Annotated in this window: 36 protein-coding genes; 30 read left to right on the forward strand and 6 right to left on the reverse strand. The window is 44.7% G+C overall.

Going from position 1 to position 25,994, the window contains the following annotated elements; all coding sequences use genetic code 11:
* Positions 1 to 24 precede the first annotated feature (24 nt).
* Together FWF39_RS04275 and FWF39_RS04280 are read left to right on the forward strand one after the other, a co-directional pair.
* Positions 25 to 537, forward strand: coding sequence for an SAM-dependent methyltransferase (locus FWF39_RS04275; RefSeq protein WP_343382203.1), 513 nt, complete (start codon positions 25 to 27; stop codon positions 535 to 537).
* Positions 537 to 800 carry a hypothetical protein gene (locus FWF39_RS04280; protein WP_343382204.1) on the forward strand — a complete coding sequence of 88 codons (264 nt, stop codon included), beginning with the start codon at positions 537 to 539 and terminating at the stop codon, positions 798 to 800. Before FWF39_RS04275 ends, FWF39_RS04280 begins: the two co-directional genes overlap by 1 nt.
* Before the next feature lie 6 nt (positions 801 to 806).
* On the opposite strand, the gene FWF39_RS04285 is transcribed toward FWF39_RS04280, so the two are convergent.
* The 3 genes from FWF39_RS04285 to FWF39_RS04295 form a co-directional block, all read right to left on the reverse strand.
* Positions 807 to 1,613 (reverse strand): hypothetical protein, encoded by an 807-nt coding sequence (locus FWF39_RS04285; protein ID WP_343382205.1) that lies wholly within the window; start codon positions 1,611 to 1,613, stop codon positions 807 to 809.
* Between the two features lie 141 nt (positions 1,614 to 1,754).
* Positions 1,755 to 2,750, reverse strand: a complete 996-nt coding sequence (locus tag FWF39_RS04290) for a hypothetical protein (protein WP_343382206.1) — start codon at positions 2,748 to 2,750, stop codon at positions 1,755 to 1,757.
* Position 2,751: 1 nt separating this feature from the next.
* The gene (locus tag FWF39_RS04295; protein ID WP_343382207.1) at positions 2,752 to 3,153 is read right to left on the reverse strand and encodes a hypothetical protein; all 402 of its coding nucleotides are present in this window, start codon (positions 3,151 to 3,153) and stop codon (positions 2,752 to 2,754) included.
* A gap of 248 nt (positions 3,154 to 3,401) precedes the next feature.
* Between FWF39_RS04295 and FWF39_RS04300 the strand changes: the two genes are divergently transcribed.
* The 6 genes from FWF39_RS04300 to FWF39_RS04325 are packed head-to-tail and all read left to right on the forward strand — an operon-like array spanning position 3,402 to position 5,565.
* The gene (locus FWF39_RS04300) at positions 3,402 to 3,725 is read left to right on the forward strand and encodes a hypothetical protein (protein WP_343382208.1); all 324 of its coding nucleotides are present in this window, start codon (positions 3,402 to 3,404) and stop codon (positions 3,723 to 3,725) included.
* A 3-nt stretch (positions 3,726 to 3,728) separates the two neighbouring features.
* Positions 3,729 to 4,154, forward strand: coding sequence for a hypothetical protein (locus tag FWF39_RS04305; RefSeq protein WP_343382209.1), 426 nt, complete (start codon positions 3,729 to 3,731; stop codon positions 4,152 to 4,154).
* Positions 4,155 to 4,159: 5 nt separating this feature from the next.
* Positions 4,160 to 4,480, forward strand: coding sequence for a hypothetical protein (locus FWF39_RS04310; protein ID WP_343382210.1), 321 nt, complete (start codon positions 4,160 to 4,162; stop codon positions 4,478 to 4,480).
* Positions 4,480 to 4,959: a hypothetical protein gene (locus FWF39_RS04315; RefSeq protein WP_343382211.1), complete on the forward strand. Its 480-nt coding sequence runs from the start codon at positions 4,480 to 4,482 to the stop codon at positions 4,957 to 4,959. Before FWF39_RS04310 ends, FWF39_RS04315 begins: the two co-directional genes overlap by 1 nt.
* A 1-nt stretch (position 4,960) precedes the next feature.
* On the forward strand, positions 4,961 to 5,341 hold the full coding sequence (locus FWF39_RS04320; protein ID WP_343382212.1) for a hypothetical protein: 381 nt from the start codon (positions 4,961 to 4,963) through the stop codon (positions 5,339 to 5,341).
* Complete coding sequence (locus tag FWF39_RS04325; RefSeq protein ID WP_343382213.1) at positions 5,338 to 5,565, forward strand: hypothetical protein; 228 nt, start codon at positions 5,338 to 5,340, stop codon at positions 5,563 to 5,565. Before FWF39_RS04320 ends, FWF39_RS04325 begins: the two co-directional genes overlap by 4 nt.
* Positions 5,566 to 5,577: 12 nt before the next feature.
* On the opposite strand, the gene FWF39_RS04330 is transcribed toward FWF39_RS04325, so the two are convergent.
* Positions 5,578 to 5,757: a hypothetical protein gene (locus FWF39_RS04330; protein WP_343382214.1), complete on the reverse strand. Its 180-nt coding sequence runs from the start codon at positions 5,755 to 5,757 to the stop codon at positions 5,578 to 5,580.
* Between the two features lie 223 nt (positions 5,758 to 5,980).
* Here FWF39_RS04330 and FWF39_RS04335 point away from each other — a divergent pair, with 223 nt between their 5' ends.
* A complete protein-coding gene (locus tag FWF39_RS04335) occupies positions 5,981 to 6,208 on the forward strand; it encodes a hypothetical protein (protein WP_343382215.1) in 228 nt (75 codons plus the stop codon).
* Positions 6,209 to 6,257: 49 nt separating this feature from the next.
* Here FWF39_RS04335 and FWF39_RS04340 read toward each other — a convergent pair whose 3' ends face one another.
* Entirely contained in the window at positions 6,258 to 7,664 is a 1,407-nt protein-coding gene (locus tag FWF39_RS04340) for a hypothetical protein (RefSeq protein ID WP_343382216.1), read from the reverse strand.
* Positions 7,665 to 7,857: 193 nt separating this feature from the next.
* On the opposite strand from FWF39_RS04340, the gene FWF39_RS04345 reads away from it, so the two are divergent.
* Positions 7,858 to 8,583 carry a hypothetical protein gene (locus tag FWF39_RS04345; RefSeq protein ID WP_343382217.1) on the forward strand — a complete coding sequence of 242 codons (726 nt, stop codon included), beginning with the start codon at positions 7,858 to 7,860 and terminating at the stop codon, positions 8,581 to 8,583.
* Between the two features lie 181 nt (positions 8,584 to 8,764).
* Positions 8,765 to 9,505, forward strand: a complete 741-nt coding sequence (locus FWF39_RS04350; protein WP_343382218.1) for a hypothetical protein — start codon at positions 8,765 to 8,767, stop codon at positions 9,503 to 9,505.
* A 128-nt stretch (positions 9,506 to 9,633) separates the two neighbouring features.
* Here the strand turns inward: FWF39_RS04350 and FWF39_RS04355 are convergent, their stop codons facing one another.
* The gene (locus FWF39_RS04355; protein ID WP_343382219.1) at positions 9,634 to 9,897 is read right to left on the reverse strand and encodes a hypothetical protein; all 264 of its coding nucleotides are present in this window, start codon (positions 9,895 to 9,897) and stop codon (positions 9,634 to 9,636) included.
* Between the two features lie 563 nt (positions 9,898 to 10,460).
* On the opposite strand from FWF39_RS04355, the gene FWF39_RS04360 reads away from it, so the two are divergent.
* The 19 genes from FWF39_RS04360 to FWF39_RS04450 form a co-directional block, all read left to right on the forward strand.
* Positions 10,461 to 10,616 carry a hypothetical protein gene (locus FWF39_RS04360; RefSeq protein WP_343382220.1) on the forward strand — a complete coding sequence of 52 codons (156 nt, stop codon included), beginning with the start codon at positions 10,461 to 10,463 and terminating at the stop codon, positions 10,614 to 10,616.
* Positions 10,617 to 14,378, forward strand: coding sequence for a hypothetical protein (locus FWF39_RS04365; RefSeq protein WP_343382221.1), 3,762 nt, complete (start codon positions 10,617 to 10,619; stop codon positions 14,376 to 14,378).
* On the forward strand, positions 14,378 to 14,539 hold the full coding sequence (locus tag FWF39_RS04370; RefSeq protein ID WP_343382222.1) for a hypothetical protein: 162 nt from the start codon (positions 14,378 to 14,380) through the stop codon (positions 14,537 to 14,539). The genes FWF39_RS04365 and FWF39_RS04370 overlap by 1 nt, the downstream gene beginning before the upstream one ends.
* A complete protein-coding gene (locus FWF39_RS04375) occupies positions 14,539 to 15,066 on the forward strand; it encodes a hypothetical protein (RefSeq protein WP_343382223.1) in 528 nt (175 codons plus the stop codon). The genes FWF39_RS04370 and FWF39_RS04375 overlap by 1 nt, the downstream gene beginning before the upstream one ends.
* Before the next feature lie 110 nt (positions 15,067 to 15,176).
* The gene (locus FWF39_RS04380) at positions 15,177 to 15,356 is read left to right on the forward strand and encodes a hypothetical protein (protein WP_343382224.1); all 180 of its coding nucleotides are present in this window, start codon (positions 15,177 to 15,179) and stop codon (positions 15,354 to 15,356) included.
* A complete protein-coding gene (locus tag FWF39_RS04385; RefSeq protein ID WP_343382225.1) occupies positions 15,343 to 15,582 on the forward strand; it encodes a hypothetical protein in 240 nt (79 codons plus the stop codon). The genes FWF39_RS04380 and FWF39_RS04385 overlap by 14 nt, the downstream gene beginning before the upstream one ends.
* 62 nt (positions 15,583 to 15,644) lie before the next feature.
* Positions 15,645 to 15,845 carry a hypothetical protein gene (locus FWF39_RS04390; RefSeq protein ID WP_343382226.1) on the forward strand — a complete coding sequence of 67 codons (201 nt, stop codon included), beginning with the start codon at positions 15,645 to 15,647 and terminating at the stop codon, positions 15,843 to 15,845.
* Entirely contained in the window at positions 15,838 to 16,080 is a 243-nt protein-coding gene (locus tag FWF39_RS04395) for a hypothetical protein (RefSeq protein WP_343382227.1), read from the forward strand. The genes FWF39_RS04390 and FWF39_RS04395 overlap by 8 nt, the downstream gene beginning before the upstream one ends.
* Positions 16,064 to 17,260: a hypothetical protein gene (locus FWF39_RS04400; RefSeq protein WP_343382228.1), complete on the forward strand. Its 1,197-nt coding sequence runs from the start codon at positions 16,064 to 16,066 to the stop codon at positions 17,258 to 17,260. The genes FWF39_RS04395 and FWF39_RS04400 overlap by 17 nt, the downstream gene beginning before the upstream one ends.
* A 2-nt stretch (positions 17,261 to 17,262) precedes the next feature.
* A complete protein-coding gene (locus FWF39_RS04405; protein WP_343382229.1) occupies positions 17,263 to 17,700 on the forward strand; it encodes a hypothetical protein in 438 nt (145 codons plus the stop codon).
* A complete protein-coding gene (locus tag FWF39_RS04410; protein ID WP_343382230.1) occupies positions 17,690 to 19,837 on the forward strand; it encodes a hypothetical protein in 2,148 nt (715 codons plus the stop codon). Before FWF39_RS04405 ends, FWF39_RS04410 begins: the two co-directional genes overlap by 11 nt.
* A 128-nt stretch (positions 19,838 to 19,965) precedes the next feature.
* A complete protein-coding gene (locus FWF39_RS04415; protein ID WP_343382231.1) occupies positions 19,966 to 20,217 on the forward strand; it encodes a hypothetical protein in 252 nt (83 codons plus the stop codon).
* Positions 20,218 to 20,355: 138 nt separating this feature from the next.
* A complete protein-coding gene (locus tag FWF39_RS04420; protein ID WP_343382232.1) occupies positions 20,356 to 20,865 on the forward strand; it encodes a hypothetical protein in 510 nt (169 codons plus the stop codon).
* On the forward strand, positions 20,862 to 21,662 hold the full coding sequence (locus FWF39_RS04425) for a hypothetical protein (RefSeq protein ID WP_343382233.1): 801 nt from the start codon (positions 20,862 to 20,864) through the stop codon (positions 21,660 to 21,662). Before FWF39_RS04420 ends, FWF39_RS04425 begins: the two co-directional genes overlap by 4 nt.
* Before the next feature lie 328 nt (positions 21,663 to 21,990).
* Positions 21,991 to 22,326 (forward strand): hypothetical protein, encoded by a 336-nt coding sequence (locus FWF39_RS04430; protein ID WP_343382234.1) that lies wholly within the window; start codon positions 21,991 to 21,993, stop codon positions 22,324 to 22,326.
* Positions 22,326 to 22,655 carry a hypothetical protein gene (locus tag FWF39_RS04435; RefSeq protein ID WP_343382235.1) on the forward strand — a complete coding sequence of 110 codons (330 nt, stop codon included), beginning with the start codon at positions 22,326 to 22,328 and terminating at the stop codon, positions 22,653 to 22,655. The genes FWF39_RS04430 and FWF39_RS04435 overlap by 1 nt, the downstream gene beginning before the upstream one ends.
* Before the next feature lie 10 nt (positions 22,656 to 22,665).
* Positions 22,666 to 23,118 (forward strand): hypothetical protein, encoded by a 453-nt coding sequence (locus FWF39_RS04440; protein ID WP_343382236.1) that lies wholly within the window; start codon positions 22,666 to 22,668, stop codon positions 23,116 to 23,118.
* A gap of 108 nt (positions 23,119 to 23,226) precedes the next feature.
* Complete coding sequence (locus tag FWF39_RS04445; RefSeq protein ID WP_343382237.1) at positions 23,227 to 25,122, forward strand: hypothetical protein; 1,896 nt, start codon at positions 23,227 to 23,229, stop codon at positions 25,120 to 25,122.
* 230 nt (positions 25,123 to 25,352) lie between these two features.
* A partial coding sequence (locus FWF39_RS04450) for a hypothetical protein (protein WP_343382238.1) occupies positions 25,353 to 25,994 on the forward strand: 642 nt, incomplete at its 3' end.

Raw genomic sequence — 25,994 nt, forward strand, 5'->3', positions numbered from 1 at the left:
TTTAATATCTTGCGGGTGTAAACCATGAATTGTACACAAATTCTAGATGCCACCGCAAGCTTTCGCAGTCAATGGTTCACCAAAACAAATCCCAACACAATATACATGGACATACGAACCCAGACCCAAATAAACAAAGATGCAAAAGCCACCAATCTAACTAGACCCCTGCCAAAACTTACCTTAACCTGCGACTTCACAAAACTACCCTTCAAAAATGAAACCTTCCACCACATATGTTTTGACCCCCCACACCTATTGCACCTTCTGCCCACCAGCATTTTTTATAAAAAATATGGTGTACTGCGCCCTGAAACATGGCAGTATATACTAAAGTCGGCAGTACAAGAACTCTGGCGTGTTCTAGCCGTTAATGGCACTTTAACTTTTAAGTGGAGTGATTATAATCTGCCACATAAACAAGTTTTAGCTGTATTACCCGTGAAACCTTTGTATGGCCAAGTATCAGCTGGCACCCGCACCAAACGATTAACAAAATGGTACGTATTTGTAAAAACAACTGGAGAGAAAAACTAATGGATAAACAAGATTTCTTTATTTGTTTACTACTTGTGTCTATTTTTGTTTCTTGTATTAATATGGTGGTAGTAGTGAATAAGAATAATAACACAACTGAACCTACACCAACACCATATTGGACACCTGAACAGAAAGAAATAAGAGACAAAATCGCTGGTGAAATGGCTCAAATAGCTATATTCATGGTAATTGGTATTCCAGTTATACTTGTATTATCTATTATAGCTGGTTATTATCATGGTTGGAGAGGTTCTATATAGTATAGTTTATAATTTTATGCGGGTTTTGATTTCTGCAACCGCAGAATCAATCCACTTGAAATCCATGATTTTGTTTAGGTCTTTTATGTCGCTGTCATCTGTGAAGCGGATGTAGGGTGCGCTTGACATGGGGTTTACTTTACCCATGAATTTGCTGTGGATCATAAAATCTTTGAATATGTAGAAGCCATAGAAGCGTTCGGCTTGAACGCGGAACCAGTTGGGAAATTTGTCGGTGTAGTCGTTGATGATCTTCCAGGCACGAGTATCTTGGAACGGAAAAAGTTTTACATCAGCGGAGGTTTTTTTCTGGTCCTCAAGCTGGTACAAGTATTCCATTACTAACCAGCTAAAGGGCACAAGCTGATCGCGGAATTTGTTTTTGTAGAGTTTACGTTTTAGGGGAAATCTTAGTTGACTTCGCTGTGCTATATGTGCCCCGTAGCGCTGGATTATTTGTGGACTTCGTTTAACGATGGCCATGCTGTTGATGGTTAGGAAGTCCTCGCTTATTTCCAAGTTTGCTATGGTTAAGCCAGGGTGGCGGCCTATGGGTTTGGTTTCGACTTTGCCGTCTTGATGAAAGCGGTGGTATTGTTTACCTCCAACAATCTCAGTTATGCGTCCACCGGTTAGAAAGCATAGAGCCATTAAGGCCCGATCCCGAACAGTATTGGCTCGCCTGTTTTCAAGCGTATAGTCCCCCTCTTTTTGGTGGATTAGTTCAAAGATTTCGTTGGGTTTCAAAGTTTCCGCTACGGTTTTGACGGTTCGCCGACTCAATTGTTTGGTTTGTTGGGGATTTGGCTTCATTGTCTACACTTTCTTCTTGTTTAACTATACCTTAATTTACAGTTAAATAAGGGGGTATTTTGAGTGAAAGCGGCGTGATTCTGGCTTCTTTTCACTATAATTAATAAATATATATGCACAAAAAGCAAAAAAATGGAAATTTTAGCTTTCATCATCAACACGATGCTTAGCTCCCCGCAACTGTTGCTTTAAATCGCGCGTTGAAGTGCTCGCCATGTTAATCGTATCAAGCACCGTTTGCCCTAGCTCAGTTAACTCATAGTAATAGCTGGTTTTGCCTGTTTTACGAACTGTCACAATTAACCCCCGTGCCTTGTTGCGATTAATCCGCTCATGCAGACGCTGGTTCTCTGCTAACAAAAACCAGCCCCTTGGCACAGCCCCCTTAAGACTTATAGTCTCTAACAGCTCAATATCTGACTCATCTGAACGCCTGATGACCTTCTCTGTTTCTGTGTTTGCTATGGCATCTTGGATAAGTTGATAGGTCTCATCGCATAGTGCCATGCGTGACTCATCATATTCTTTATAGACATCTTCGGGGACTTTGCCAAATTTGAATTCTTCAATCCAAGTTTTTGATTGCCGGGTGTCCCAGCCGTAATAGTTGGGTTGCCAATGGATTTGATCGTATTTAGCAACTCCACGAATAGGTACATAGATCTCATGTGTGTATTTTTCTGTGAGTTGGCGTGTTAATTCATCGGGGCGATTCATGTTAACCATTATCACCGCTAGTTTGGTGCCGTAGGTGTCCCATGCGCCTTTGAGCAGATCATAGGCCTGCTCATGCTGGGTGCGGGCTTTGTTAAAATTCGCTCCCCAGTCATCCCCTATAATGTAGGGGACTCGGTCGTGTTTGCCATTTTTTGTTAGTATTCTTTGCGGCAGTCCCTCGTGCATGTTGTGCAGTAATCCCGCGAGGTTGAATACCACGCAACCTAGGACTTTGTCCCAGTCTTGGTATACTTCGTATCCGAATTTTAGGCTGAGATTGGATTTTCCTGTGCGGGGTTTGCCCCAAATGACGCCAAACACCCATTCGTCTTCTTCTATGGCGTAGTGGATGTCTTTGATGACTTGGGGTTTTTGATCGTAGGTTGCCTTTAAGCTGGGTGGGGGGTTGGGTTGGGGCATTTTAGAATTCCTTTATGCCTTCGTTTTTGGCTTTGATGGTGTGGTCTTGGACGTACCAGTTGTTTTCGGCCATGCTGTCATGTATTTTGTCTATGAAGATGTCGAGGTTGTTTAGGAGGAATTCTCTGCGTTTTCTGATGAGTATGCGTCGGGTTAGGTTTTTGTCTATGGTTTTGCAGTTTTGTTTGAGGTTGTAGAGTCCGTTTATGATGTTTTGGTATTGTTGTTTTACTTCTGGGTCTGTTTTTACTTCGGGGGGTAGGGCGGGGTAGGTTGCTTTTGCTACTTGCCAGGTGGTTTCTACGTCGTTATATGAGTGGGCGGCCATGAGCATTTTGAGTTGGGTGAGTATGATGGATTGGTAGGTGACGGTGACGATTTTGTTCTCAGGTGTAGTTGACATGTTTAGATTTTTCCTGTTTGTTTATACATGTTATAATAAACAATATATATTTATATATGGTGTGGTTTGTTTAGATTTATTGGCGAGATCTAGAGAATGGCTGTTGCAATAAAAAAGATTATCATTGAGGTGGAACCTGAGGATTATGAGTGGATCCGTACCCTGTGTTACCGGAAGAATATGGGGCGTCGTGAGTTAATCTTGGGGGCTCTGGAGATTGCGTTTGGAAAAAGAAAGGGCGGTTAAACTTGAAAAAACTAATGGCTGTATTTTTGGTTGCTTTGTTGGTGTGTTGTGTCGCCGCTTGTGTGTTACCTGTGTTAGCTCATCCGAAGGGCCATTATGTGTCTTATAATGGGTCTAAGACTGAGGAGGGGTATGATGTTGTGGTGATTCAGCGGTTTTGTGCGGATTGTGGTGAACCGTTGCCGCTTAATCATCCTGAGAGGAATTCTTATTGTGATGTATGCGCCGAAAACAGGTTTATGCCCATGGCAGTGATTCTCATTGTTGGGTGTATTGTAGTTGTTTGCGGGCTTGTCTGGGTGATGTATTCATTTAGGAGTTCCTGATTGTTGGCGGTTGAGGCTCATTATTGTGCTCACTGCAAAGCGCCCTTAACCTTTGAGTCCAATGTGTTGATTATACGTTGTACCTATTGCGGCCACATTAACAGCAAAATCCAATCAAGTATAGAACCGCCTTCATTACCTGACCTGGGCGTTGTTTCGTCTGGTGAGGTTGAGGTTTCAGGCAGTAGTTCGAGCTTTGGCGTTTTTGGCGTAATTGTAGCGATTATAATGATTGCGCTTGTTTCTGTTATTGGTCTGATGGTGATCAGTACAACTTCTAAAGTGTTTGGTGTTTCGGGTAATTCAACTCAAGAAGCGGCTCTTAACCAAACTGTAAACAACATCTATGCAGCTTGGCCTGTCATAGGTGTGGTTGTCTTAGGATTCTTGGCCGCTTCGATATTGATGTCAGTGTTTGCTTTTAGGTGATTATTATGGGTAGTATGCGTGGTCGTGTTAAAACTAAACTTAAGATAACAAAGCAGAAGGCTAAGGTTAAGGCTGAATCGTTTAAGCTGGTGATGAAGTATGAGACGTCTTGTTTGGATCTTGGGAATAAGATTTTGAATGGTGTACCGCCGCTAAATGACGGTTTACTTAAGAATAAGCGGTATCTGGCGTTGTCTCCTGCGGGTAAACTGTTGGCGGAGCGGATTGTGTGGGAGGAGTGTGAGCGGCATATGTTGTGGAAGACCCGCGATATGAGAAAGCTTGCTAAGATTATTGAGGACCGGTTAAGACAGGAGTGTACCTAATGAAGCGTAAGTTTGTATTTGGAATCTTCTTTGCAATGTTTATGGTGTGTCTTTGTCTGCCAGCCTTTATTGTACCATTATCGGATGAACAGAAGGCGGATAATGTGGAGGTTAATTCGGACCGCGCCGCCCAGGCTACCTTTACATCAATTTTTGGGAATAACCTGTACATTGCTTTGCTGGCATTGATCCCGTTGGCTGGGGTGGGGTTCATGAGTTTTGCGCTGTTCAACACAGGCGTGATCGCGGCCAGCTATCCCTTGGGAGTATTAAACATAGTGGGGAATCCGTTTGCCTGGATAGAGGTGGCGGTGTATGCGTTTGCCTGCACATGCGCCTATTTCGCGCTGCTATCAATCTGTAAGAAGGATTGGACGTGTATGAGGGCTGAGTTTAAACGGGGAGTCTGCTGGTCTACACTGATCCTGGTGATATCGGCATTTGTGGAATATCTGATAATCGCAGGGGGAGCGGTATAAAATGTCAGCTATGGATCCGTCTGATCGATCTCTTGATCAGCTCATGGATGATGCACACAAGCGAGGCATAAACTCGGATCCCTGTAATTGTGATGATTGCAGATTAGAGCGGGGCGAACTCAAAGAACAAACCGTTGTTCATAATGGTCGATTGTTGTTGGTGTTATCGCCTGTTTTGGTGGTGTGTTTGTGTGTATTGAATGCACATTATCATTTTGTGGATGCAATTTGGGCGATAGTGGGTGGCATGACTATTGCCTCTCTTGGGGTGATTTTGTTTGTAGGTGGTCCTGCGCTATATCATTGGGTAGTTGATGTCAAGTTAGTTGAAACTCCTAAGCATGAATTGAAAAAACGAAAGACAGCGGAGGCGGCGGCATGAAGCTGGATGACGCTACTACTTGTACCTTAGTTATGACAGTGGTGTTTATGGTGTTAGTTTATGCTGGGTTGCCTGTGGCGTTTATGCTGCTGGGAGTACCGCAGGCTGGGTTGGTGTTGCTGCTTTTTTTGCCTATTCAGCTGATAACATTGGGACGGGCGATAGCGAGCTGGCGTAAGTACATACGTCTAAAGAATCAGGAGCGGGGTGAAAAGGTTGAGTAAATATACTAAGAATCAGATCCGTTTGTACTTCTTCTTAGCTTTGTTGTTGTTGGTTGTGCCTGCTATGTTTGCGTTAAACTGGGGGATAATTAATTTGGTGAATTTGCAGGTGCTTGGAAATGCCTGGTTAGGTGTGGCGTGTTGTGCGGGTGCTATTGTTGTGGCTGGGTTGATGCTGGCATACTTTGTCAAGATCGCCTTGAAGTTGCATAAACTGTTGAAGGTGTCCAAGAGTGGCCAATAAAATTATAGAAATTATTGGGAAATGTCCTTGGTTATCTGTGGGTGTCCAATGATGTCCAATAAGCTCTCATGTTTTTTTGCTTCGGTGTTTAGAAGGCTCTCGGTGTTATCGCTGGCGCCAAAAACGTTACACACAAAAATATTAGCGTTATCAATCTGGCGTAAAGTGTTATTGGCCTACCCTATTTGTGTGCTCTGCGGGGGTGTGTGGCAGAATCCCTTCTTTGCGGTCCTTGTGGGTTCGTTGTATTGGGTAGGGTTTGCTGGGTTCGTGTTGTTTCTCACAGCACCCAGACATATAGAGAAGCAGTGGGCCTATGCGGCTCTGGGAGCAACCGGCGTATTAGTTATGATATTGTGGTTAGAAATATTGCGATGGACCTTTCCGTTTTATGTGTAATTTTTAAAATACTCTATTTTTATAGAAAAAGGGAAGGGGTTGGATGTTATCACAAGGGTTCAAAGTAGATATCGACTGTAGTGCCGCCCACATACGTGTATATGTCTACATCCAGATAGCTAACTAGGCTGTGTATGTGTTCAGTTTGGTTGGTGCCATCCCACTTGTAAGATACCATACTTGTACAGATAAAGTACCGGTTAAGATCAATCAGGGTCACGATCCCGTAGTGTTCTGGGCCGCCGCCAAACAGATTTGTGCCTGTACAATACACCGGCCCATCACGCTCCATCCAAGCAACCATATAAGCCGAACAGGTATCAACTAACTCAGGACCGGCACCGTAATAAAAGTCGACATATGTATTGAACGTCACTTCATAGAGATAGGGCTTTGATTGTGCGATGACTGTGTGGTTGGAGTCGGGGAAGCTTATGGAGCCTGCATAGATGGTCCCGTAATCAGTTGGGTCATGCTGGACGTTATCGATGTATATGTTAGTTAGGTAGCAGTAGTTTGTGCCGTTGTCGTCTCCGCAAACCCAAGATATTACTGTGTCTCCATTAGGTGCGAGGCTGGATGTGACTAAGACATCGCCAGATGAAGTAAGCGGGGGTGTACCAGGATTACCTCCTCCGCCTGGATCACCACCGCCTCCGGGATCGTCGCCGCCTGGGGGAGTAGGTGTGTTATATGTAATTGAGACACAGTCTACATAGGCATCATTTACTGCATGAGATGATTCTGAACAAGCAAATATTGATAGGTACTTATATGCGGTTGTGAGGGTGGCAACGTAGGCATCTTGGTCTGAGCTACTAGTGAAGTGGGCATACCCAATACCCATCCAATCCCACATGGGTGTGTTAGGGCTGTTGGCACCGAAAACATATACATACGAAGTTCCTGAGCCCCCATTATGATGTCCTCTGAGGTATATCTTTCCAGATGCAGGTGCATCCACTTTAACAACGCAAATAGCCTCATCAGTATGTACACTCGGATCATTCGGATCATTTCTATAGGTTTGGGTTTGGAAGCGTGTGTATTGTGAATCAGGTGAATTTAGGATGTTGGAGGGGAGGGTAATATGGCCTGTTCCAGGCGGGTTGGGTCCATCTGAAGAGGTTGTTAACTGGTATGGGTAGATAGTTATTGTGCCTCTTGTGTTTTCTAGGTCTTCTAATTTGTCTCCGGGGTCTTTGGTGTCTTCTTCTGCGCGCCACTGGGCTGTGAGTTGCTTAAATTTGTCCGAATTTATTAACTCTTGTAATTGTCTTCCCAATTCAGCATCATCGGAAAATACTGCATCGTTACTTGAACTATCGTTTTGGTTGGGGGATATTTGGGGATTTTCATGTTCTGTGTTAGTGGGATCTGCTTGGGTAATTCCCACAATTGAAGTAAATGTGAGTATGGTTATAATAAATAGAGCAAATATGGTTTGTTTTTTCATTTTTTTACCTCTGTTTTCATTTAGTTTTTTGTCTTTTGAGCGTTAGTTTCTTTCGGCTGTTCTAGTATATTAATTCTTCCAATATTAGATTGGATGATTATGCGTAAACTTCATATAACGCGGACGTAAATTATAAAGTAAATAACTTCAGCATGGTTGGTGTGATGAAATAAAATATTTAAAGAGCATAATTGTGTTGATTGTAGCTGGTGTGATAGTCTGTCTGATTTTGGCTGGAACTTACAGTGCTGTTACCAGCCTCAGTATCCAAGATACCGCAATGGAGCAGACACCTGATGGGCCGCAAGTTCAAATTCTCTCACCCCAAAATGACACCACATACCTAGTAAACGATGATATTGTGCTCAATATTACTGCAAGTGATGCAGTAGCAAAAATCACCTACTTTCTAGAATTAGATGGTGAATACACGTACAAGTTCGAGACTTATGTACAGGGTGGTCCAAAGATGACTTTGTACGAGATCAGCACTCTAAGTGGGGATTCAAATATTACTTACACCGAACCTACTAAATTTTTCCGCTTATATAGCGGCGTTCATGTTTTGTATGTTTATGCTTTTGATGCTAACGGGAACGTTGTGGATTACCAAAGCATCACCTTTACTATTTCTACTGAAATCCCAAAGGGCCATTTGACTTACCAAGAATATCAGGAAATCCTTTGTTATTTTGAGTCTGAGGGGTTGACAATTATGCCGCCTGGACCTAAAGATAAGATTTTTTTGTTTGGTGATCTTTTCTATTTTCAGAGTGCAGAAGAGTTTGCATCTGCTGTGAAGGCAAAGAACATCAGCACAATTAGTAAATGGGACAATTCCCCAGAGATCACATTTCAGGGTTTTGTATATGAAGGGTGTTTACCAACAATTTTTTATCTTAAGGTCATAATTAGCTAATTTTTATTCTCTATTCTTATTCTTTTAAAAACTGGTTAGTTTTTTTGTGAAGGTTCATTGTTATGATTATGTGACTGGAGATACTGTGATCCATCTTGTGGTTTATGTTTAATTGAGTAAACTTCATATGGTGCGGTTTTAAAGGATAAATTGGAAATATCAACATGGTTGGTGTGATAGAATGAAATATTTAAAGAGCTTAATTGTGTTGATTGTAGCTGGTGTGATAGTCTGTCTGATTTTGGCTGGAACTTACAGTGCCGTTACCAGTCTCAATATCGGAGATGTCCCGATAGAGCAAACCTCTGCGGGCCCTCAGGTTCAAATTCTCTCACCCCAAAACGATACCACATACCAAATAAACAAGGTTATGCTCAATATTACAGCAAGTGATGCAGTAGCAAGAGTCACCTATTTTCTAGAATTAGATGGTGAATATACGTACAAGGTCGATAACTCTTTAGAGGTTCCAAAGATGACTTTGTACGAGATCAGCACTCTAAGTGGGGATTCAAATATTACTTACACCGAACCCACTGAATTTTTCCGCTTATATAACGGCGCTCATGTTTTGTATGTTTACGCTTTTGATGTTAATGATAACGTTGTGGATTGCCAAAGCATCATCTTTACTATTTCTGCTGAAATCCCCAAAGGATATCTAACTCATCAAGAACTCCAAACAACTATTAGCTACTTTGAGTCCCAGGGGTTAACAGTTGGATCCCCTGCATCTAAATATTCATACGTGCTAAATGGAGGTGTTGTACATTGTGTGAGTGCAGAGGAGTTTGTGGATACTTTGAAGACACATGGGCTGTCAAGGATTGATAAGCTTGACTATTCACCAGATATTTCGTTTTGCAGTTGTGGACCTGGGTGTTTGCCGGTCGTTTATTGTTTTAGCGTCACAATTGTCTGATTTTTGTTTTTTGTTTCCCCATTTTTTACTCTTTAAAAAACATATTGACCCTTTTTGCAGGTCCACTGTAAGACAAATGTGGCTGGAAATCCTGCAGCTAACCTTCCCATGGTACGTTTGACCTCTGCTTAGTAATAATATTCTCTTACTATTCGTCGCGGTCTTCTTCGCATATACAACCAATAACCAAACTCACCCAAAATAGCATAAGGCACAGCCGCAACCACAGTACCAAATACACCAGCAATCATTGTATGCATAACTGCAACTTCCCCTGAGAACTGAGAAAATATTGCCCAATTCCACACCATCAAAGCGATAAGAAATCCAGTTAAGGATCCACAGAGCAGATAGATGATTATTCGATTTTTACGTTTATGCAAATTTACCATAACTTATCCCAGATCTTACTTTTTCTTCCGTTCAAAAGTCGGTGGGCCATTAAGTGTCATAAGGTCTTTAAGTGAAAAGTTAGAAAATATTTTATCGAAAGTTGGTGTGTCTATATTTAACATGTGTTGTGGTATGTAGTCTAGTGCTGCTTGACAGGCTTCTGCAACAAGTGTCTCATCATCACAGTCTAGTATTGTTTTTACGTCTGGATCAGTTAGGTCTATGTCAAATCTGCCATTAAGACATTCAACTTCATTGTCTCCCCATTTGAATTTTATTATACGTTTAAAAATTAAGGTGGCTTCTGTTTCGTCATCTTGGGTTGCTTGTTTGATTGTTTTTTCTTCCCAAGGTATGTCGTTCCATATGCTTGGTATGTGTTTCCCCTCTGGTTAATTTTAGCGGTTGTTTGTATTTAAAGTTATATTGCGTAGTCCGATACTTAGTTTATTTTTGTATTGTTGTACATTTGTTATTTTTATGTTGTGTTAAACACGTGTGTTAGTATAGTTAAAGGTTTAAATTGGACATTTGTTTAAGTGTGTGTATGTGTGCTGGACAATTGTCTGAGCGTCGTACGTATAGAAAAAGAAGCGCCAGCCTATTCCCATTCTTGCGAACCACCACAGCAGAAGGTAAACGCGAACATAACAAACTCTACCGGCGCATGCTGCGCGCAAATGAAAAGGCACTCAAAACCCAAAGGAGAAAACCCTAAATGGCCAGTGTTGCTCAGTTGCAAGCTGAATTAGCAAATGCGCAAAATGCTCTCAAAGCAGGAACCATAAACCAAACACAGTATAACGAATTTTATAGAACGCAAACGGTGTTGATTGCGCAGGCTAAAGCAACAGAAGGCAGCGCAGTTTCACCTCTGCCCTATGACCCCACTACTGGCGGCGCACGTACAGGTGTAACGCCTGGTATTGGTACATCAACCGGTGGTCAGTCTACAGGAAATTACGTTAAGGTACCAGGCGGCGGGGGTTATACGGTTGATTATTGGCAGAATGAACGTGACAATCTATCCTATCAGCTGCAGCATGGCCAGATCTCCCGAGAAGAATACGATCAGCGCTACGATGAATACACAGGCTACATGGAACAACTAGGCTACAGTGCACCCGCATCTAATCCTTTGGCAGAGGCTTTGGATCAGCAGAAAAATTTTGACCAAGCCCTAAAAGACAATGTAATTACACCCGAAGAACACGCCACAGCAATAGGCAAGCAAGGTGAGATCATTAAAGATATAGCGGGTGATATGTATAAGCCGCCCACCGACTACAAGTATAATCCGCCCATTATTCCCGGTAAAGCTTCTAGTTCTGGGACTGCGTTTAAGCCTCCTGAGTTTACGGATGAATATGTTGCTAAGAATTCGCCTGATTTGTTTGTGGGACCTATGCAGAATCCTCAAGTTGGACCTGTTAATCTGCTGCCCCAGACATTGCTTCCAGCTGAACGTATAAAGATAGTATCTGATGCGCCGCCCAACGCAGATTATCTCAATGCTGAAGCCATGATATGGTTAGAGCAAGCTAAAGCTGACCGCATGTTAAAACAGGGAAATATCTCAGCCGAACAACACGCAGACATAACCACCTATCTGATCAATACTTCGAAGTACAATAAGGACCTATACAATGCCTGGGTGATTGACAATTATTTTACAACTAAACATGGTGAGATGGTTAAAACTTGGATCGATACGGGTATTGTCGGTGCGTCTGTTATAGCCGCAACAGTTACTGGTGGAGCATCATTAGCGGCAGGTGCATCTTTAACCTCTATAGCAACTAATTATGGAATAGCTTTTGGTGTAGGTGCAGGTGTATCAAATGTTTTTAATTACTTTGAACATGGCGAATTTCTAAGTGTACGGGATACTGTTGTGGCTGGCGCAGGTAGCGCACTATTTGCAACAGTTGGAGGACCAGTAATAAAAGCCGGTTTTGGCACTGTTGGCAAAATAGGTAGTATACTAAATTCTGAGGTACTCAAAGATATAAGTGGTTTAGGTTTAGGCAATGTATTTGGAGCAGAAACTTTAGCTGCATCTGGATTTCCAGGTCTTAAAGGTGCTATTGGTGGTGGTTTGGTTCGTGCTTCTGCTTGGTCTGGTTTGGCTGGTGGTGTGGGTTATGTTGCCAGCGGCGGAAACCTGCAGAAGACTGGTTTTAGTGTGTTGACTGCGTTTGGCGGCAGTTTAGCCTTTGAAGGTGCACTGGGTTTGTATGGCCGTTATGTTGCTAATAGGGGCGGTGGTGGTGCCGGCTCTGGTGGTGGAGGCCGCGGCGGATCGGGTGAGGGTGAATGGCTGTTGCCTGGAAGTGCAGGCGGTAAAGGTCAGACTGGCGGTGATGTAGTTCTCTCTGGATCAGGCAGACTTGCCGCATACAATGGCGATATAAACAATCTCTTAACAAGTGATCTATCTTCAAGTATTGTGGGACCTGTAGGTATAGCTCCCGTAGCAGCTGGGTCTATAACAAAATCACCAGGATTAAACTTGGATATTGTAGATTCATTAGCAGTAAGTTTGTCACCGTTAGATGCTGGAACACCTAACAACATTTTAGGCGTATCTCCTCGCTCAGAATCTTCAGTTAATCCAATTATAGATACACCTGCCTCTGGATCAGGCAAAACAAAGCCCCTGATAGATCTTCCCGATGCAGGACCGCATGAGACAGGTCCACCCACAACAATAGATGTACCCGTCACGGGCCCAGACTTTCCCATAACAGTAATCACTCCGCCACCACCAACTACATCACCCAAATCTAACCCGCTTGTACCGGGTCCATCTACACCGCTGGACATCAACCTGCCGCATAGCCCCATATCTCCTGACAGCAGATCATACGGCGCCCGCAAAATCAACCTAGTCGAAGCGCCCTCGCCAGGCAGAGCCAACTATCATTACCCCGAATACTTAGGCAAACCAGGCGAACGCCGCATATATGGCAGTAGCCGCAAACGTTTCACAGTAATGCCCAAAGACTACGGCCTAAGCAGACCCGAAGCCCGCCGAACCCCCACCACCCGATCCCGCGTCAGACGAGTAGGCTCAGGCAGGGTGAATGTCGGTGAACTGCTGGGCGCCATGGGCGGCACAACCTACGGCAGCGAATCCCCCGGCAAACCTTTTGACATGCAAGGCGGAGGTGACAACAAAAAACCATCTCATCTACGCGAAAGCGAATCCACCTTAAAGGATCTCTCAGACAGCATAGTCAAACCCGCACCATCTCGACCCCGCACAAACCTCAACGACTTCTACAGAAAACAACCCACCACTACACCAAAAGGCAGACAAACCATCTCACCCGACAACGTCGCAGACGGGGTAATCAACGGCTCAGGCGGAACAGTTCAAACAACTGAATCCCTACCAAAACCAATCGTAACTGAAACCATAACCGACGCCACAGCTGTAGAGTATAAACCACCAGTAAACATTCCACGTAGCCGATGGACCGCGCAATCACGACGCAGACAATCACCCACAACTACCGAAGCCCAGCCGCAACAAACCCAAGAACAAGTTCGCAGTCCATGGGAACTAGACCAAACAGGCAACCCCTTCCTATACCAACGCAACAACCCTCTGTTTAATGCAATTTATGGTCGAACTACAACCAGCGTTATGGGCCGCGTGAACATGAGACCTAATCCCTTAGATGCAGAACGCGCACGTGGAGAAAGCGGCATAAACCGTACCCTTATGTTGCGTGGTATGACTACAGCTGAGATTACCCGATTATATGCATCCGAGGCATGGCGTCGACGGGTACTTGGTGCACGTCCCGAAGAACGTACCGCCAGTGTGATTAATATGCGATCAAATGTGGATGTGACTGCTCGTGTTACTCCTCGCAGCAGACATCGTGAATTACTTGGAAGTCAATATCTTCCCACGGGCGTATATGATCAGCCCATAGAGACATCTTCACAAAGACCTGAAACAGCGTCTATTGAGCAACAAATGCCCCAAGAGAAAAAGTCATCAGTGCCTAGTTTTATACCTGCTGAGACACAAGAGCGCGGGTCAGTTCCAGTATTTGACGTACCTCAGATTCAAGAGCAGTCGCCAAAATTTGATGTGCCTCAGATACAGCAACCAGCGCTCTATATTCCTACGCCGCAACGGCAGGATCCTTGGAGCGAGACCACAACTGGCGGCAGTGGTTCTTCTCCGCAATCTAATCCGCAGTCGCGTCTACCTTTTCCAGTACCTTGGTTGCCAGGTATTCCAGGTGGATCAAGCCAGAAACCATTCAATTTCAGAAGCGGTCATGTAACTAAAAAGACACACGCTATTCCATTGCCCAAGGATTTGCTGAATCAATTTGGCGGTAAAACTAAGCGTGTGAGTTTGTTCGGTCCCCTTACTTCTAAACAAACCAAGCCAGTCACTCGTAAACGTAAATCCTCTTCTAAGAAAAGCGGGCGACGCAAAAGGAGCAAACAATAATGGGCAATAAAAAGAATCCAGTTGTTAAACGCGTCCTCCACGGTGTGTATAATACTGATGGGGATAATGATGCGGATGATCGCCAAGGCGGCGGCATCAAACGCTTAGTCCACTACAATCAACCGGGTACGCCGGATCGTGGTCACAGGAGGCGCCGCTGATGGTGATCAAAGAGGCCGCACGTAAAATTAAAGATGAAGCCAAAAGAGTGGTCACAAGGGAGAATGCGGGGAAAGTTTATCAGGGTGCTAAACGAGCTGCCGGTCAAGCCGCAGATGCAGGTATGCGATATGGTGCCCGGGTCCAGAGAAACACTGCGACCAGCCCGCTGATTAGCGGACGGACTATACATACCAGCACCGGCAACTGGACCGTAGATAATCGACGCGAGCCAATACAGCGTACTCGGAATCGCTCTAATCGTTCGCAAAATAGCGGCAATCGTCCCCAAAACAATGGAGACCGTTCGCGTGGGGAACATATTAGTTATGACCGGCGTGGTGGGGAATACATCAGCTATGGCACTAACAGCAGACGCGAGCATGTTTCTTTTGCGGGTAATCATCAGCGCCGAGAAAGCATAAGTTTTGGCGGCGGCCAGAGCCGAGGCAGCCACATCAGTTTTGCAGGTCCCAGTCAAGGAAACCAAAAGCGTGGAGGTAATCGTAGACGGCGCAGACGCCGTTAGTTTACAATCCGTATTTCAAACTGGGAAATTTCGCGTACCAGCTCGCAACTATCATAGTGTACTTAGTGGTGGTTGCGGTTGCCTGGTTTACTGTCACCCAGGTAGTTGGTGTGACACAGGCTGTGTCACGGACTATAATGACTCAGATGGGTCTGGTGGATAATGCCATCATCACCGCTGACCAATTTATCACAGTAGTTTTTATGGGCTTTTTAGTCATCGGCATATTCGCACTTGCCATCTGGGTATGGCAATACACACAAAGACAAGTCTACTTTGGAGGGGCCTAAACTGACCGACAAAGTAAAGGCCGCCAAAATAAACCTCGGAGTTTTCCTGATAGCTATATTTCTATCTGTAATGGGTGGAGCTGGGTTTGTTGCCGGTCTAGTAGAGACCGAGTATTTTCTGATAGTTGCTTCGCCAATAATGAGCTGTTTAGGTATTTTGAATCTATACAGGTTATGTGAGGATAAGATTAATGTCGACGCAGTAAAAAAGGAGGCTAAGCGTTGAATCCTGTTTTTGCCGCCTTAGTCTGCCTGGCATTATGCACTATCACGGCGATCGCTTGGTATGTGACACAGCCCTTAGCCTACAGCATAATAGCCATAGCCACCAACTTCTTACACGGTATGGGTCTGCTGCAGGCAGACACCGCCCTCTCAATGACTAAATTCTTAAGCGCACTCTGGGGACCGGTCCTCATAGCCTTCTACGTCCTCTGGTTCCTCATATTTGGCACACGCAACGACACGGAGAGCTGGTACAGTGGCTAACGATTACGCTTTCCGTCATACCCTGCCAGACATATCTTTACGTAAAGAAAAGATGATGAAGGCTCTATGGGTGCATGATGCAGAATTATCCAGCGACGCTGCATGCGAAATCGCAAAGATCCAAGCGGAGCAAAAACTCGGCATGGGACCCAAAGCACAGCTTGAAGTGTTAATTGTTCAACCCGTGTTTACAGAGAAAATAAAGGGATGGTTTGTACTTGTACAAAAAAAGTAACCTGCTCATAGCTGCAATACTGCTCTTGGCATGTATACTTCCAGCGTTATCACTGGTACCCGCTGAGGCACAAACCACCTACACCTACACATTTAATGGCCTCATCGACGAAACAAGATTAACCCCCGTCAACACAGGCGCCAACGTAACAGTCATCTACCCACCCACAGCCAACCACGCCCCCGACAACTTCATCACCCCCGCTAATGGCAGCCCCTACACCTACACAACAACCAGCCAACCACTCTACTTCCAATACGACCTCAGCAACTACTATGGCTACAACATCACACGCCAATACTGGCTAGACCAAAACGAATACAGCGGCAACTACACCATATACTCCTCACTGCCCAACCTGCAGCCCATATCCTTTGTAATGCGCACCTTAGGCGGCGTCAACCCCGGAATATTTGTCCAAGCCGAACTATTAAGCGTCCAGGGAACCCCAGCAATTGCAGCCAAAAGCCCCATAGACGCCACCAACACCGCACAACTCACACTGCGACCCGAGAGCATCTATCGCATAACCCTTATCTTCCAAGACGGAACCACCTTCACCTTTGGCAACGTAGCCATAACCTCAAGCGTCATCACCCTAACCATCAGCCCCATGAGTTTCCCCCAAGAAACCATCTGGCAATACCAATACGTACACCTAACCGCCAGCAAACCCACCCCCGACACCATCCGCGTAAACTACGAAGACCTCTTAGGCGGAACCATAAGCGTAACATACGACATTACTGACCAACAAGACAACATAGTCTTCACCATACTACATGAAGACACCACCAGTTTTAGTGACCTATGGATTGACGTTTCACCCTCTGCAGTATATTTTCTAACTGCGCAAGTTAACCATACAGTTTTTGGCCAGCTCACCTTTAAGCAGACTATTGGCGGGGACGCATCCGCGAATTCCCCGCGCATTGACTTAGCAGTGTTTGGTAACTTTATGGGCATACCATCAGAGCAGATCGTAGCGGCCATAATCATACTGGTAGTCTTTGGCGTGTTTAGCGCCATAAACTCTTATCTGGGTACCTTTGCAGGCATTGTCGTATCGATTATGTTGTGGTGGATTGGCTGGCTGACCCTTAATTCAGGTGTCTTTGTTGCGGCCTTTTGTCTGATGATTTTGTTAGCTATCACGTATTGGAAGCGGAGGGGCGGCTAAACATGAGAATTCAAGCCCAACTATTGCTTATCTTTGTCTGCATCAATGCCGCCATGGGATTGGTTACTGCTCTGCAGGGTTTAGGTGTCATTGACTTATTTAGCGCCATTTCCACTCCTGAGCAGACGTTGGATTCTGCAGCAGTCCAATATGGTGATCCTGGAGAAATTGCTACAGCTTGGAGTACCCGTGATCCGCCCACTCTTCTGGGAGTCATAGGTGACATTATGGGTTCTATTCCGTGGTACTTTAGCATGATGCTCTCCTTGGTAGCGGGCTTTCCTATGCTTGTATTGCAATTAAGCAGTGCCTTTCCCCTTGATCCGTTAGCATCCAATGTGGTGTTAGCATTTGATATGGCCTTGGTAGCAATTTGGGGCTTTCTTATGGTATCATTTGTAATTGAATTAATCAGCGGGAGACCCCTAAATGAATACTAAAATGTTTAATCAGATAATTGCTGTTCTTGTCATTTTGTCTTTTGTTGGTTTGAGTTTGTTTTCTGCTGAACCTATAGCAGCGCAAAGTTTAGTCTTCAATACTGTTATGGGAACAGGACAAGTTACCGGTAACACAGTACGTATAAGCGGTGCATATGGGCTGTCGGGGTTAGCAATTTATACACGCACTATCTATGACCGCTCATATGACAGTATACAAGTCACCTTGCAGCGTATCAGTGACAATACCGCGGGGCAATTGAAACTTTCAATATATAGCCAAGATCCCAACTATGACCGGCCCGACACTGAGCTGCAAAGTTTTCTATATAACTATGCCGATTTACCAAGAACACTAAATAGTGTAGTATTAAATATTAATAGTCAAATTTTACCTGCCAATGCATACTACCTTGTTTTTACGCTTACGGGAACCTCCTCAGTAGATGATGGGGTTAATATTTTGAGTTATTCTTCCACATCTTTTAGCGGTGACTTGGGACGTGTAATAACCCTATATCGATTAGGCAGCGGATCGTGGATATTGCAGAGCACCAATATACCCTTTGTTCTTATGGGTACCCGCGGAACAGCACCCACACCAACCCCAACTCCCACTGCTACACCTACAATAACTCCAACGCCCAGACCCCCCACACCAACCCCAACTCCACCCCCGCCGCCAACAGAAGCTTACGCTTACTGTAATCCCGTTAACATCGCTTCCAATGAAGTGGGGTCAATGATTACTTCTAATCAAAAATCTATTGGTAACGTTTTTTATACTGAGGATTATGTATTTATAGATAGAGTTACTTTTAATTTAGCTCGCTATAGCACAGCTACTGCAGGAACAGCAGTTGCTAAAATTTATAATTTTGATGGCACTACTATTGGTTCGCTTATAGCAGAATCCAGTAGTGTTAACCTTAATACTATTTTATCATCTACTACTACTACTTACACTACTACATTTAATTTTAATAATGTAAGATTACCCGCTAATCAACAATACTTTGTTGCAGTAGAATTTGTTACTGCTGCAGCGGGTAGTTTAGGTTATGTGCAGCATAATTATTTTTCTCAAGCTCCAGCCAATACTTTACGCAGTTCGGGGGTAACGTATGGTTTAGTTTCTACTGGCTGGCAAATAATATCAACTAGAAACATGACCTTTGCTTTGTTTGCTACTCCTGAAAATCCACCAACCCCAACTCCACCCCCGCCAACCCCGCCGCCGCCAGATGGCGTAGTGGATCAAAATGTATTTAATGACACCTCTCAGAAAATTTCTATTGCTACTGGACGTTCAGATGTGACTACGGCTAACTCTGCTTTGCTGCAAAGTTTTTCTACTGCCTCGGGAAAATTTTTAACCAGTGTTACTGTTAAGGTTAATCGGTTGGGTTCTATTCCAACTAATGGGGAGATGGTTGCGGGTATAGCTACGTCTTATGATTCATCGGGGTTTAATTTAATAGCTCTCAGTCTGCCTGTGTTGTTTAATACTATTTCGACTAATGTTAATGAGTTGACCTTTTATTTTGATGGTACCTTGCAGTTGAATGGTGATTATTTGCTTGTTATTGCGGCTAATAATAATTTTTTGAGTAATTTTGATGATGTGCCGCCTTGTTTGCAGGTAGTTGTGCAGAATAGTTCGGATACAGCGGCGGTTATGTATCGGTTTAGGGGTGGTCAGGTTAATGCGACTGATCCGGCGCTTAAGATGTGGTATATAATCCGGGGTACTGATACGGCACAGCCTACGCCCTCGCCTATTCCGCCTATTTCTCCTTCTTCTAATCCTCAGGATCCCGTACCTAATCCGGTGTGGACTTGGAGTATTGATACGTCGCCGCTTTGGCAGCCTTTGCTGGCTTGGGATTTTGCAGGTTTCATTTTGGGCTGCTGGACCTACAGTTTAGGCGGATCATTCTTCTACATACTGGTCCTGATCATAAGTATTGCACTCTATATACGCTACCAAAACCTAACGGTGCTTATTGTGCTGTGGTTTATTGTGGGGTCACTGTATGCGGCACTGATTCCCTTGGCGGGTCCTGTGGGAATTAGCTTTATTATCTTTGGTTTTGCCGGTCTGCTCTACAAAGCTTTGGCAGAGCCGAAGACTTGACATTTGTTTAGTTTGTGTCAGAATTTCTGACATATTTCTTATATACATTCAAATAATTAGACAGTTGTCAATGCTAACGTGGTGTTAGCCTTCATTCGCCTAACCATGGCGGGGAGCGTGATGTTAACATGGCAGAACAAGGATTTGGAATCTTGATGATTATCATTGCAATCATAACCGTAGCGGTAGGCTCCGCAGTCGGCTTAGCGATGGTTTCTCAGACCGCAAATGTCTTCACCGGCCTAAACGCTGCACCCGAAGCCGTAGATGCGTTTGGTAACACAACCAACATCATCTACTCTTCATGGCCGCTTTTGGGTCTAGTTGTGCTGGCTCTGATTGGTGCCGCGGTTCTTGCTGCCATTATGCTCTTCCGCTAAGGATCGGTATAATGTCACCTGACATACAGGCGGCAGAGAACTGTTCCCTTCCTATTTCGGTTCTCTGCCGTCATATGCCTGGGCAGCCATGGTTGACACACGAAGTTATGGTTGAAAACAAAAGAAGGAAAAATAACAATGGTTGGGCGTAGAACTGAACCCGATGAACCCTCGGCATCTGAGTATTTGCGTGAGCAGAGCCGCCGCGACATCTTACGTGACGAATTGGGCGTCAATAGTGAGATTCAGTCGGCTAATGATGTGAGCTATATTGAGATGGTGACTGATGATGATAAGTGGATTGCACTCTTTGATCCTGAGAGCCCTACCTATGAGCCGCTCTTAGCACCCCTCTATCCCTACACAATGCGTACTAGTTACCTCACTAACTGCACGGGGTTAGACGCACAATACTTTGTGATGAAGGCAACCCGTACTGCACGGCGTATGAAGAAGCGTACCAAAGACCCAAGGAAAAAAGAGCTGATTGATAATGTGGTTGCGGCTATTGGTATGCGTTCCAACAGTCCGGTTAATGGGTTTTTGTTGATGCAGATAAGCGCCAAGACGCGTAACATAAACATCGCTGAAGTTGAAGGCGCGCAAAATAAGCGTAAGAAAGGTTTCTGGGGGTCACTTTTCGGATGAGCGTCGCCGCAGTTGATCCTATTGGTATGATAATCACCATTATCTGTTGTGTTGTGGGTGGTATGCTCATCTTGGGTGGTCCCTTATTATTTACGCCTGAGGCTATGACGTTTCTTTTGGCTAAATTCAGCAAATGCTTAACGGTTATCAAGATGGATTTGGCCGGTAACATCAGTGTTATTCGTGTGAAACCCTGTGGTAAAGAGGGTCAATACATCGAAGTTGGCAGTAAGGGGTTGGATAGTGAAATCTATGTCATCCCCTACACTACCAACAAGGCTTTGAGCAAAAAGTTTACCTGGAAAGGTATTCGCAAACCAGTATTTTTCGCCTTTGAGGGCCACACCATTATGGTTCCGGCCACCACTCAGCTGGCTATACAGACGGTTGAAGATAAAGAGATTCTACCCCCGGAGATACGGGAGTGGGCTGAAACTGTCCGCATAAGCATTGAAGAAAAGACTAAAGTCTCCACCACTGCACCAGTTGATCCCTCAGATCTCTCGCAAGGCAATACAACTGCTGAGCAGACTGTGAAAAAGCAAACTACCTATACCCTGTTTAATATGGATACTACGATGCTCAAAACATACTTTGAATCCTGGGACAGCCAAGACGAAGTGAATATAATGCTGGATCAGGCTGAGCAGGCAGGCATCACAAAGGGCGCGCAATTAAGAAGTGATTTAGGAGGCAAAGCCAAAGGAAGCAACAAACTGCTGTGGATAGTCTTGGGTATAATTGGACTTGCGGCAGTGGCTCTCATTGCTGTCTGGGTCCTCTCAGGAGGTCTATAGGTTGTTGCTGGGTGATGTGGTCCTTTTGGTTTGCACGGTCGCCGCGGTATCTTTGTTTGCTGTGACTTTGGTCATGTGGTATAAGCGGAGGGCACGGACATAAAGAAAATACTTTACACTATGACATATGCAATTTTATGCATACTCAGTGTAATCGTGACAATATGTGCTGCACTATTACTAGTCGTTATGTCTATTGCTCCTCTCTCTATATTTCAAGTAGTTAGTTTGGCGATATGTTCCGTCGTACTATTTGTTTGCACATATGTTGAGTTGGTTAGTGCACAGAAATGGTATCGGCTAAAAACAGCTAAGGAGGTTGCTGTGAGTGGCTGTTGATGCAGTCTTTTTAATTCAGCTGTTAGTCTCGGTGCTGTTTAGCTTTCTCTTCTTCTTCATCAGCCTATATGAGGGTATATTTAATCCGAATGAGCCCAACATTGCCCGGGCAATTATGTGCAACATCATCAGCCTGCCGTTTTGCATACTTACCATTGCTATGGTGCTTAGCTACGATGGATCGCCCTGGAGCATCGCGTTTCAATGGGGCTTCTACTTCATGGCTCTCATGGACTTCGTACTAATCATACTCAATGGGTTGGCCTGGTTCTTAGCATTCAAGTCGTCTCGTCGTAATCCTAGGATGCGGAGGTATGGCGAATAATGCCCCAAAAGAAACCTGTCCGAAAAGTACGCGCAAGGACAACAAAGAAACCCGAACCAATCAGAATGACAGAGGAGGAAGTTATAGCGGCCTACTACCGTGCCCACCCCCACCTAACACCCCCAGAAACCCCGCCAGAAAAAAAGAAAACCAAAGAAAAACCACCACAGAAACCAAAAACCAAACCCATCCCAGCAGCCAAGTTAGATGCCAATAACCAACCCCTACCCGCAGATGCTTGGCCGCTTAGCAAAGTAATTGGCGCCGTCTTTACCTCGGTAATGATCGGCCTCTCAATTGCAATAATCATACTCTCGTTTGTGAGGTGAACAAAATAAGATGAATCTACCCAAAACCGTACCCAAAAAAACTATCCTAGCCCTCTGCCTAATCGCCCTAATCGCAACCATGAGCACCGTCTTAGCCGCAGGATACCTCATAGTATCCCCCGCCTCTGACACACTGACCGTCAATCCCAAACCCACCGATCCCGACCCCGATCCCGACCCCGACCCCGACCCCGACCCCGACCAAGCCACATTGAGCAAAGTCAAACTGGGCGTCAACACCATAACTGAGGGCGACAGCGTAACATTAACCACCACCCTATCTGATGGCCTGCATCTAACCACCAAAGAAGGACACACCGTCGTATTCTATGACCAAAATGATAACAAAGTCGGCCAAACCACCACCAACATCGACGGCAGAGCCTGCATCTCTATAACCCCCTCAGCTGCCGGCACCTACACCTACTACGCCACATGCAACATAGTCGCCCCAAAAGCATAACCTGACCATTTTCGTGACCCCACGAAAAAGGCTCAATCCACCCCCCATTTTTAGGGAAATCAACACATGCAAAGTTTACACCAAAAAGGTAGGGGTATTTGCCCAAAAATGTATACATCTAAAATTAACCTAAAAACCCAAAACCACATTATCACCACTGCCTTAATTCTGATTATATTCTGCGCCATATTTGCAGGCCTAACATACACTACTCCCGCAGATGGCCAAATTGTAATCGGCGGCGGCTCAACCGTTGCCGACCACATCATCGATCAAACCAGCAAAACCGACACCGCAGGCACACCCTACTACCTCTCACCCTTCATGACAGGTGCAAACAACGGCCACAACGCCACCAGCATAGCGTTTAGCTTCAATGCCGACGGCGAATATCTTGCATACATTGGCTTAGTGCTTCAGAAAGTAGGCGGCACCGGAGTAGTATGGAACATCCTAAATCACCCCTACCTATACATCTCAATTTACACCGACAATAACGGCGCGCCTGATCAATGGATAAGTGACAGCGACCAGCTGAGCTGGACAAACATACAATTCACCCCAAGAATAGGCGAAATGAACTTTACCTTCTCAGACCTGCCAAGACTAATAGAAAATGAAACCTACTGGATGATATTCAACACAGGCGGGAATGCTGTCTGGCACACTGACATGTATGTGACAGTATATGCGCCAAGCACATCACCCCCTGTTAATGGCGGGATAGTTATGACTCAAGGCGGTTCAGCCACCTGGAACACCATGTCACCCAACCAAGGCATATGCTTCACAGCCTACGGCATCATAACACAGCCCGATATAATAGACCAAATTCAAGAAACACCCGATATGATTTACCAAAATGTGTTTCACCCCTCAGTCTATACTGGATCCGGTGCTAATAGTTATCAGTCAATTTCATTTACGGGTAGCGGCGATTACATCACCCAAGTAGAACTAACTTTAGGCATGCCTTATGTGCCCGCGGATGATCAATATTTTCAGTGTTTGATATTTTCAGCAGATGCCACAGCATTAACTCCTGTTGGTTCGGTATTGGCTCAGTCAGATCAACTATACGCAGTGGATTATTATGCTGGAAGCTGGGCGGATTTAGTTTTCACTTTTGACGGCAATTATCAGACTATTAACAATACAAAATATTGTTTAGTGATAGTGCACCTAGCCACAAGTGTGTATAACTCCAATATGGATGCCTATTTACTTGTGCAAGGCAATATGGGTTATAGTAATGTTTTTTCAAATAGTGCGGCTGGTACTGCAGGTACATGGACGGCTACGCCTGCATATATAATACCTTTCACTGTGTATGGTACGCGAAGTTTGATTACTCTGAGTTATAATGCCAATTTTCCAAGTACAGCCATAAATGCAGCAGGCTCAGCTCCTAATGATCATTTCTTCTACAATGTTGGGGATATGGTTAGTGTTGCTGCTAATCCTTTCAATCTTACTGCAGATAATTATTATTTTATGGGCTGGGCTTATGCCTATAATGCGGTGGATCCTGATTTTGTGGTCTCTGATCTAAGTGCTGTGGTGCCTGACAGTATCATAGCAGGAACTAACAACATAGTGTTGTATGGTGTGTGGTCTTTTGTTGAGCAAAATTTCGCCACCGTAATCTTTCGGCAATATGAACTCCAAGGCGGCACCATCAACCATGACCTAGACACGCCTTATTTGTTTGAGGCGGGGTCTTTTGAATTTTTAACGGGAGCTCCAGCTGTGAATTACAAGTTTATGGGCTGGCTCCAAAACGGCACAATGATATCTGAAGCACAAAGCTACAATTTCTACATAGCCTCTGAGGATACGTATATGGTTACAGCAATCTTTTATGATCCGCTCAGCAAGGGGTCTTTGGAAGATCTTGATTTGATGGCGGTGCTGGCCATAGCATTATGCGCCATTTTGATTGCGTTTGTGTTGTTTGCGATTTTGTGGGTGCGTGGTCGACAACAAAACTACAACGAGGAATAGTGTTCCATTTTTACTGAGAAATCAAAAGTGGAACAACCCCCTGATACCTCCATGGTAATTAAGCCTGTACCAAAAAACGTTAATTCTATAAAATGGAACACTTTCGCCCATAAATTTAAGCGTATCTTAGGGTGGCTATTGGAATATTATAAATAGTAGTTGCAATGACAACTTTTTGGAAAACGAGCGAGTTATTCTCGTATCGTTCAACACAAAGGAAGAAAAACAAAATGCAGAAAAATAGGAACATAGCAATTTTATTTTCAACAATACTGATACTTGCTATAGCGTCATCAATATTCATTGCACCAAACACAGGACAAATCTATCCTCCACCCGGCACAAGCATCCCAACATATGCTTATCTTAATGTTGCTCCCAACCCCATTGGAGTAGGCCAAACCGTTACAATCAACTTTTTATTAGCAACCCCTCTGGCAACAGGCGAAGGCCCAACGGGCATGACCGTTATCCAAATGAATCCTGACGGCACAAACACAACCCTAGGTCCCTTCAACGGCGACTCAACAGGCGGCTCATACACAACATTTGTCCCTGATCGCGTAGGTAACTGGACCTTCCAATTATTCTATGCCGGACAAACCCTAACAGGAAACGATGCAAACGCCACCCCCCGACCCGGATGGGGCGGACTAATCATGGAACCAAGCATGAGCGCACCTGTAACATTAATCGTCCAAGAAGAACAAGTCTCCAAGAGTCCATATTCCACCACTGCTCTGCCAATAAACTGGTGGGAAACCCCCATATCAGCTCAAAACGTAGAAGAATGGTACAAGATCGCCGGACCTTGGCTAGGTTTGAGCGGCATCACCTTTGGACAAACAGGTTCATACAACCAAACCAGTTTC

The organism is Candidatus Bathycorpusculum sp. (assembly GCF_009778815.1).
Taxonomy (GTDB): Archaea; Thermoproteota; Bathyarchaeia; order Bathyarchaeales; family Bathycorpusculaceae; genus Bathycorpusculum; species Bathycorpusculum hydrogenotrophicum.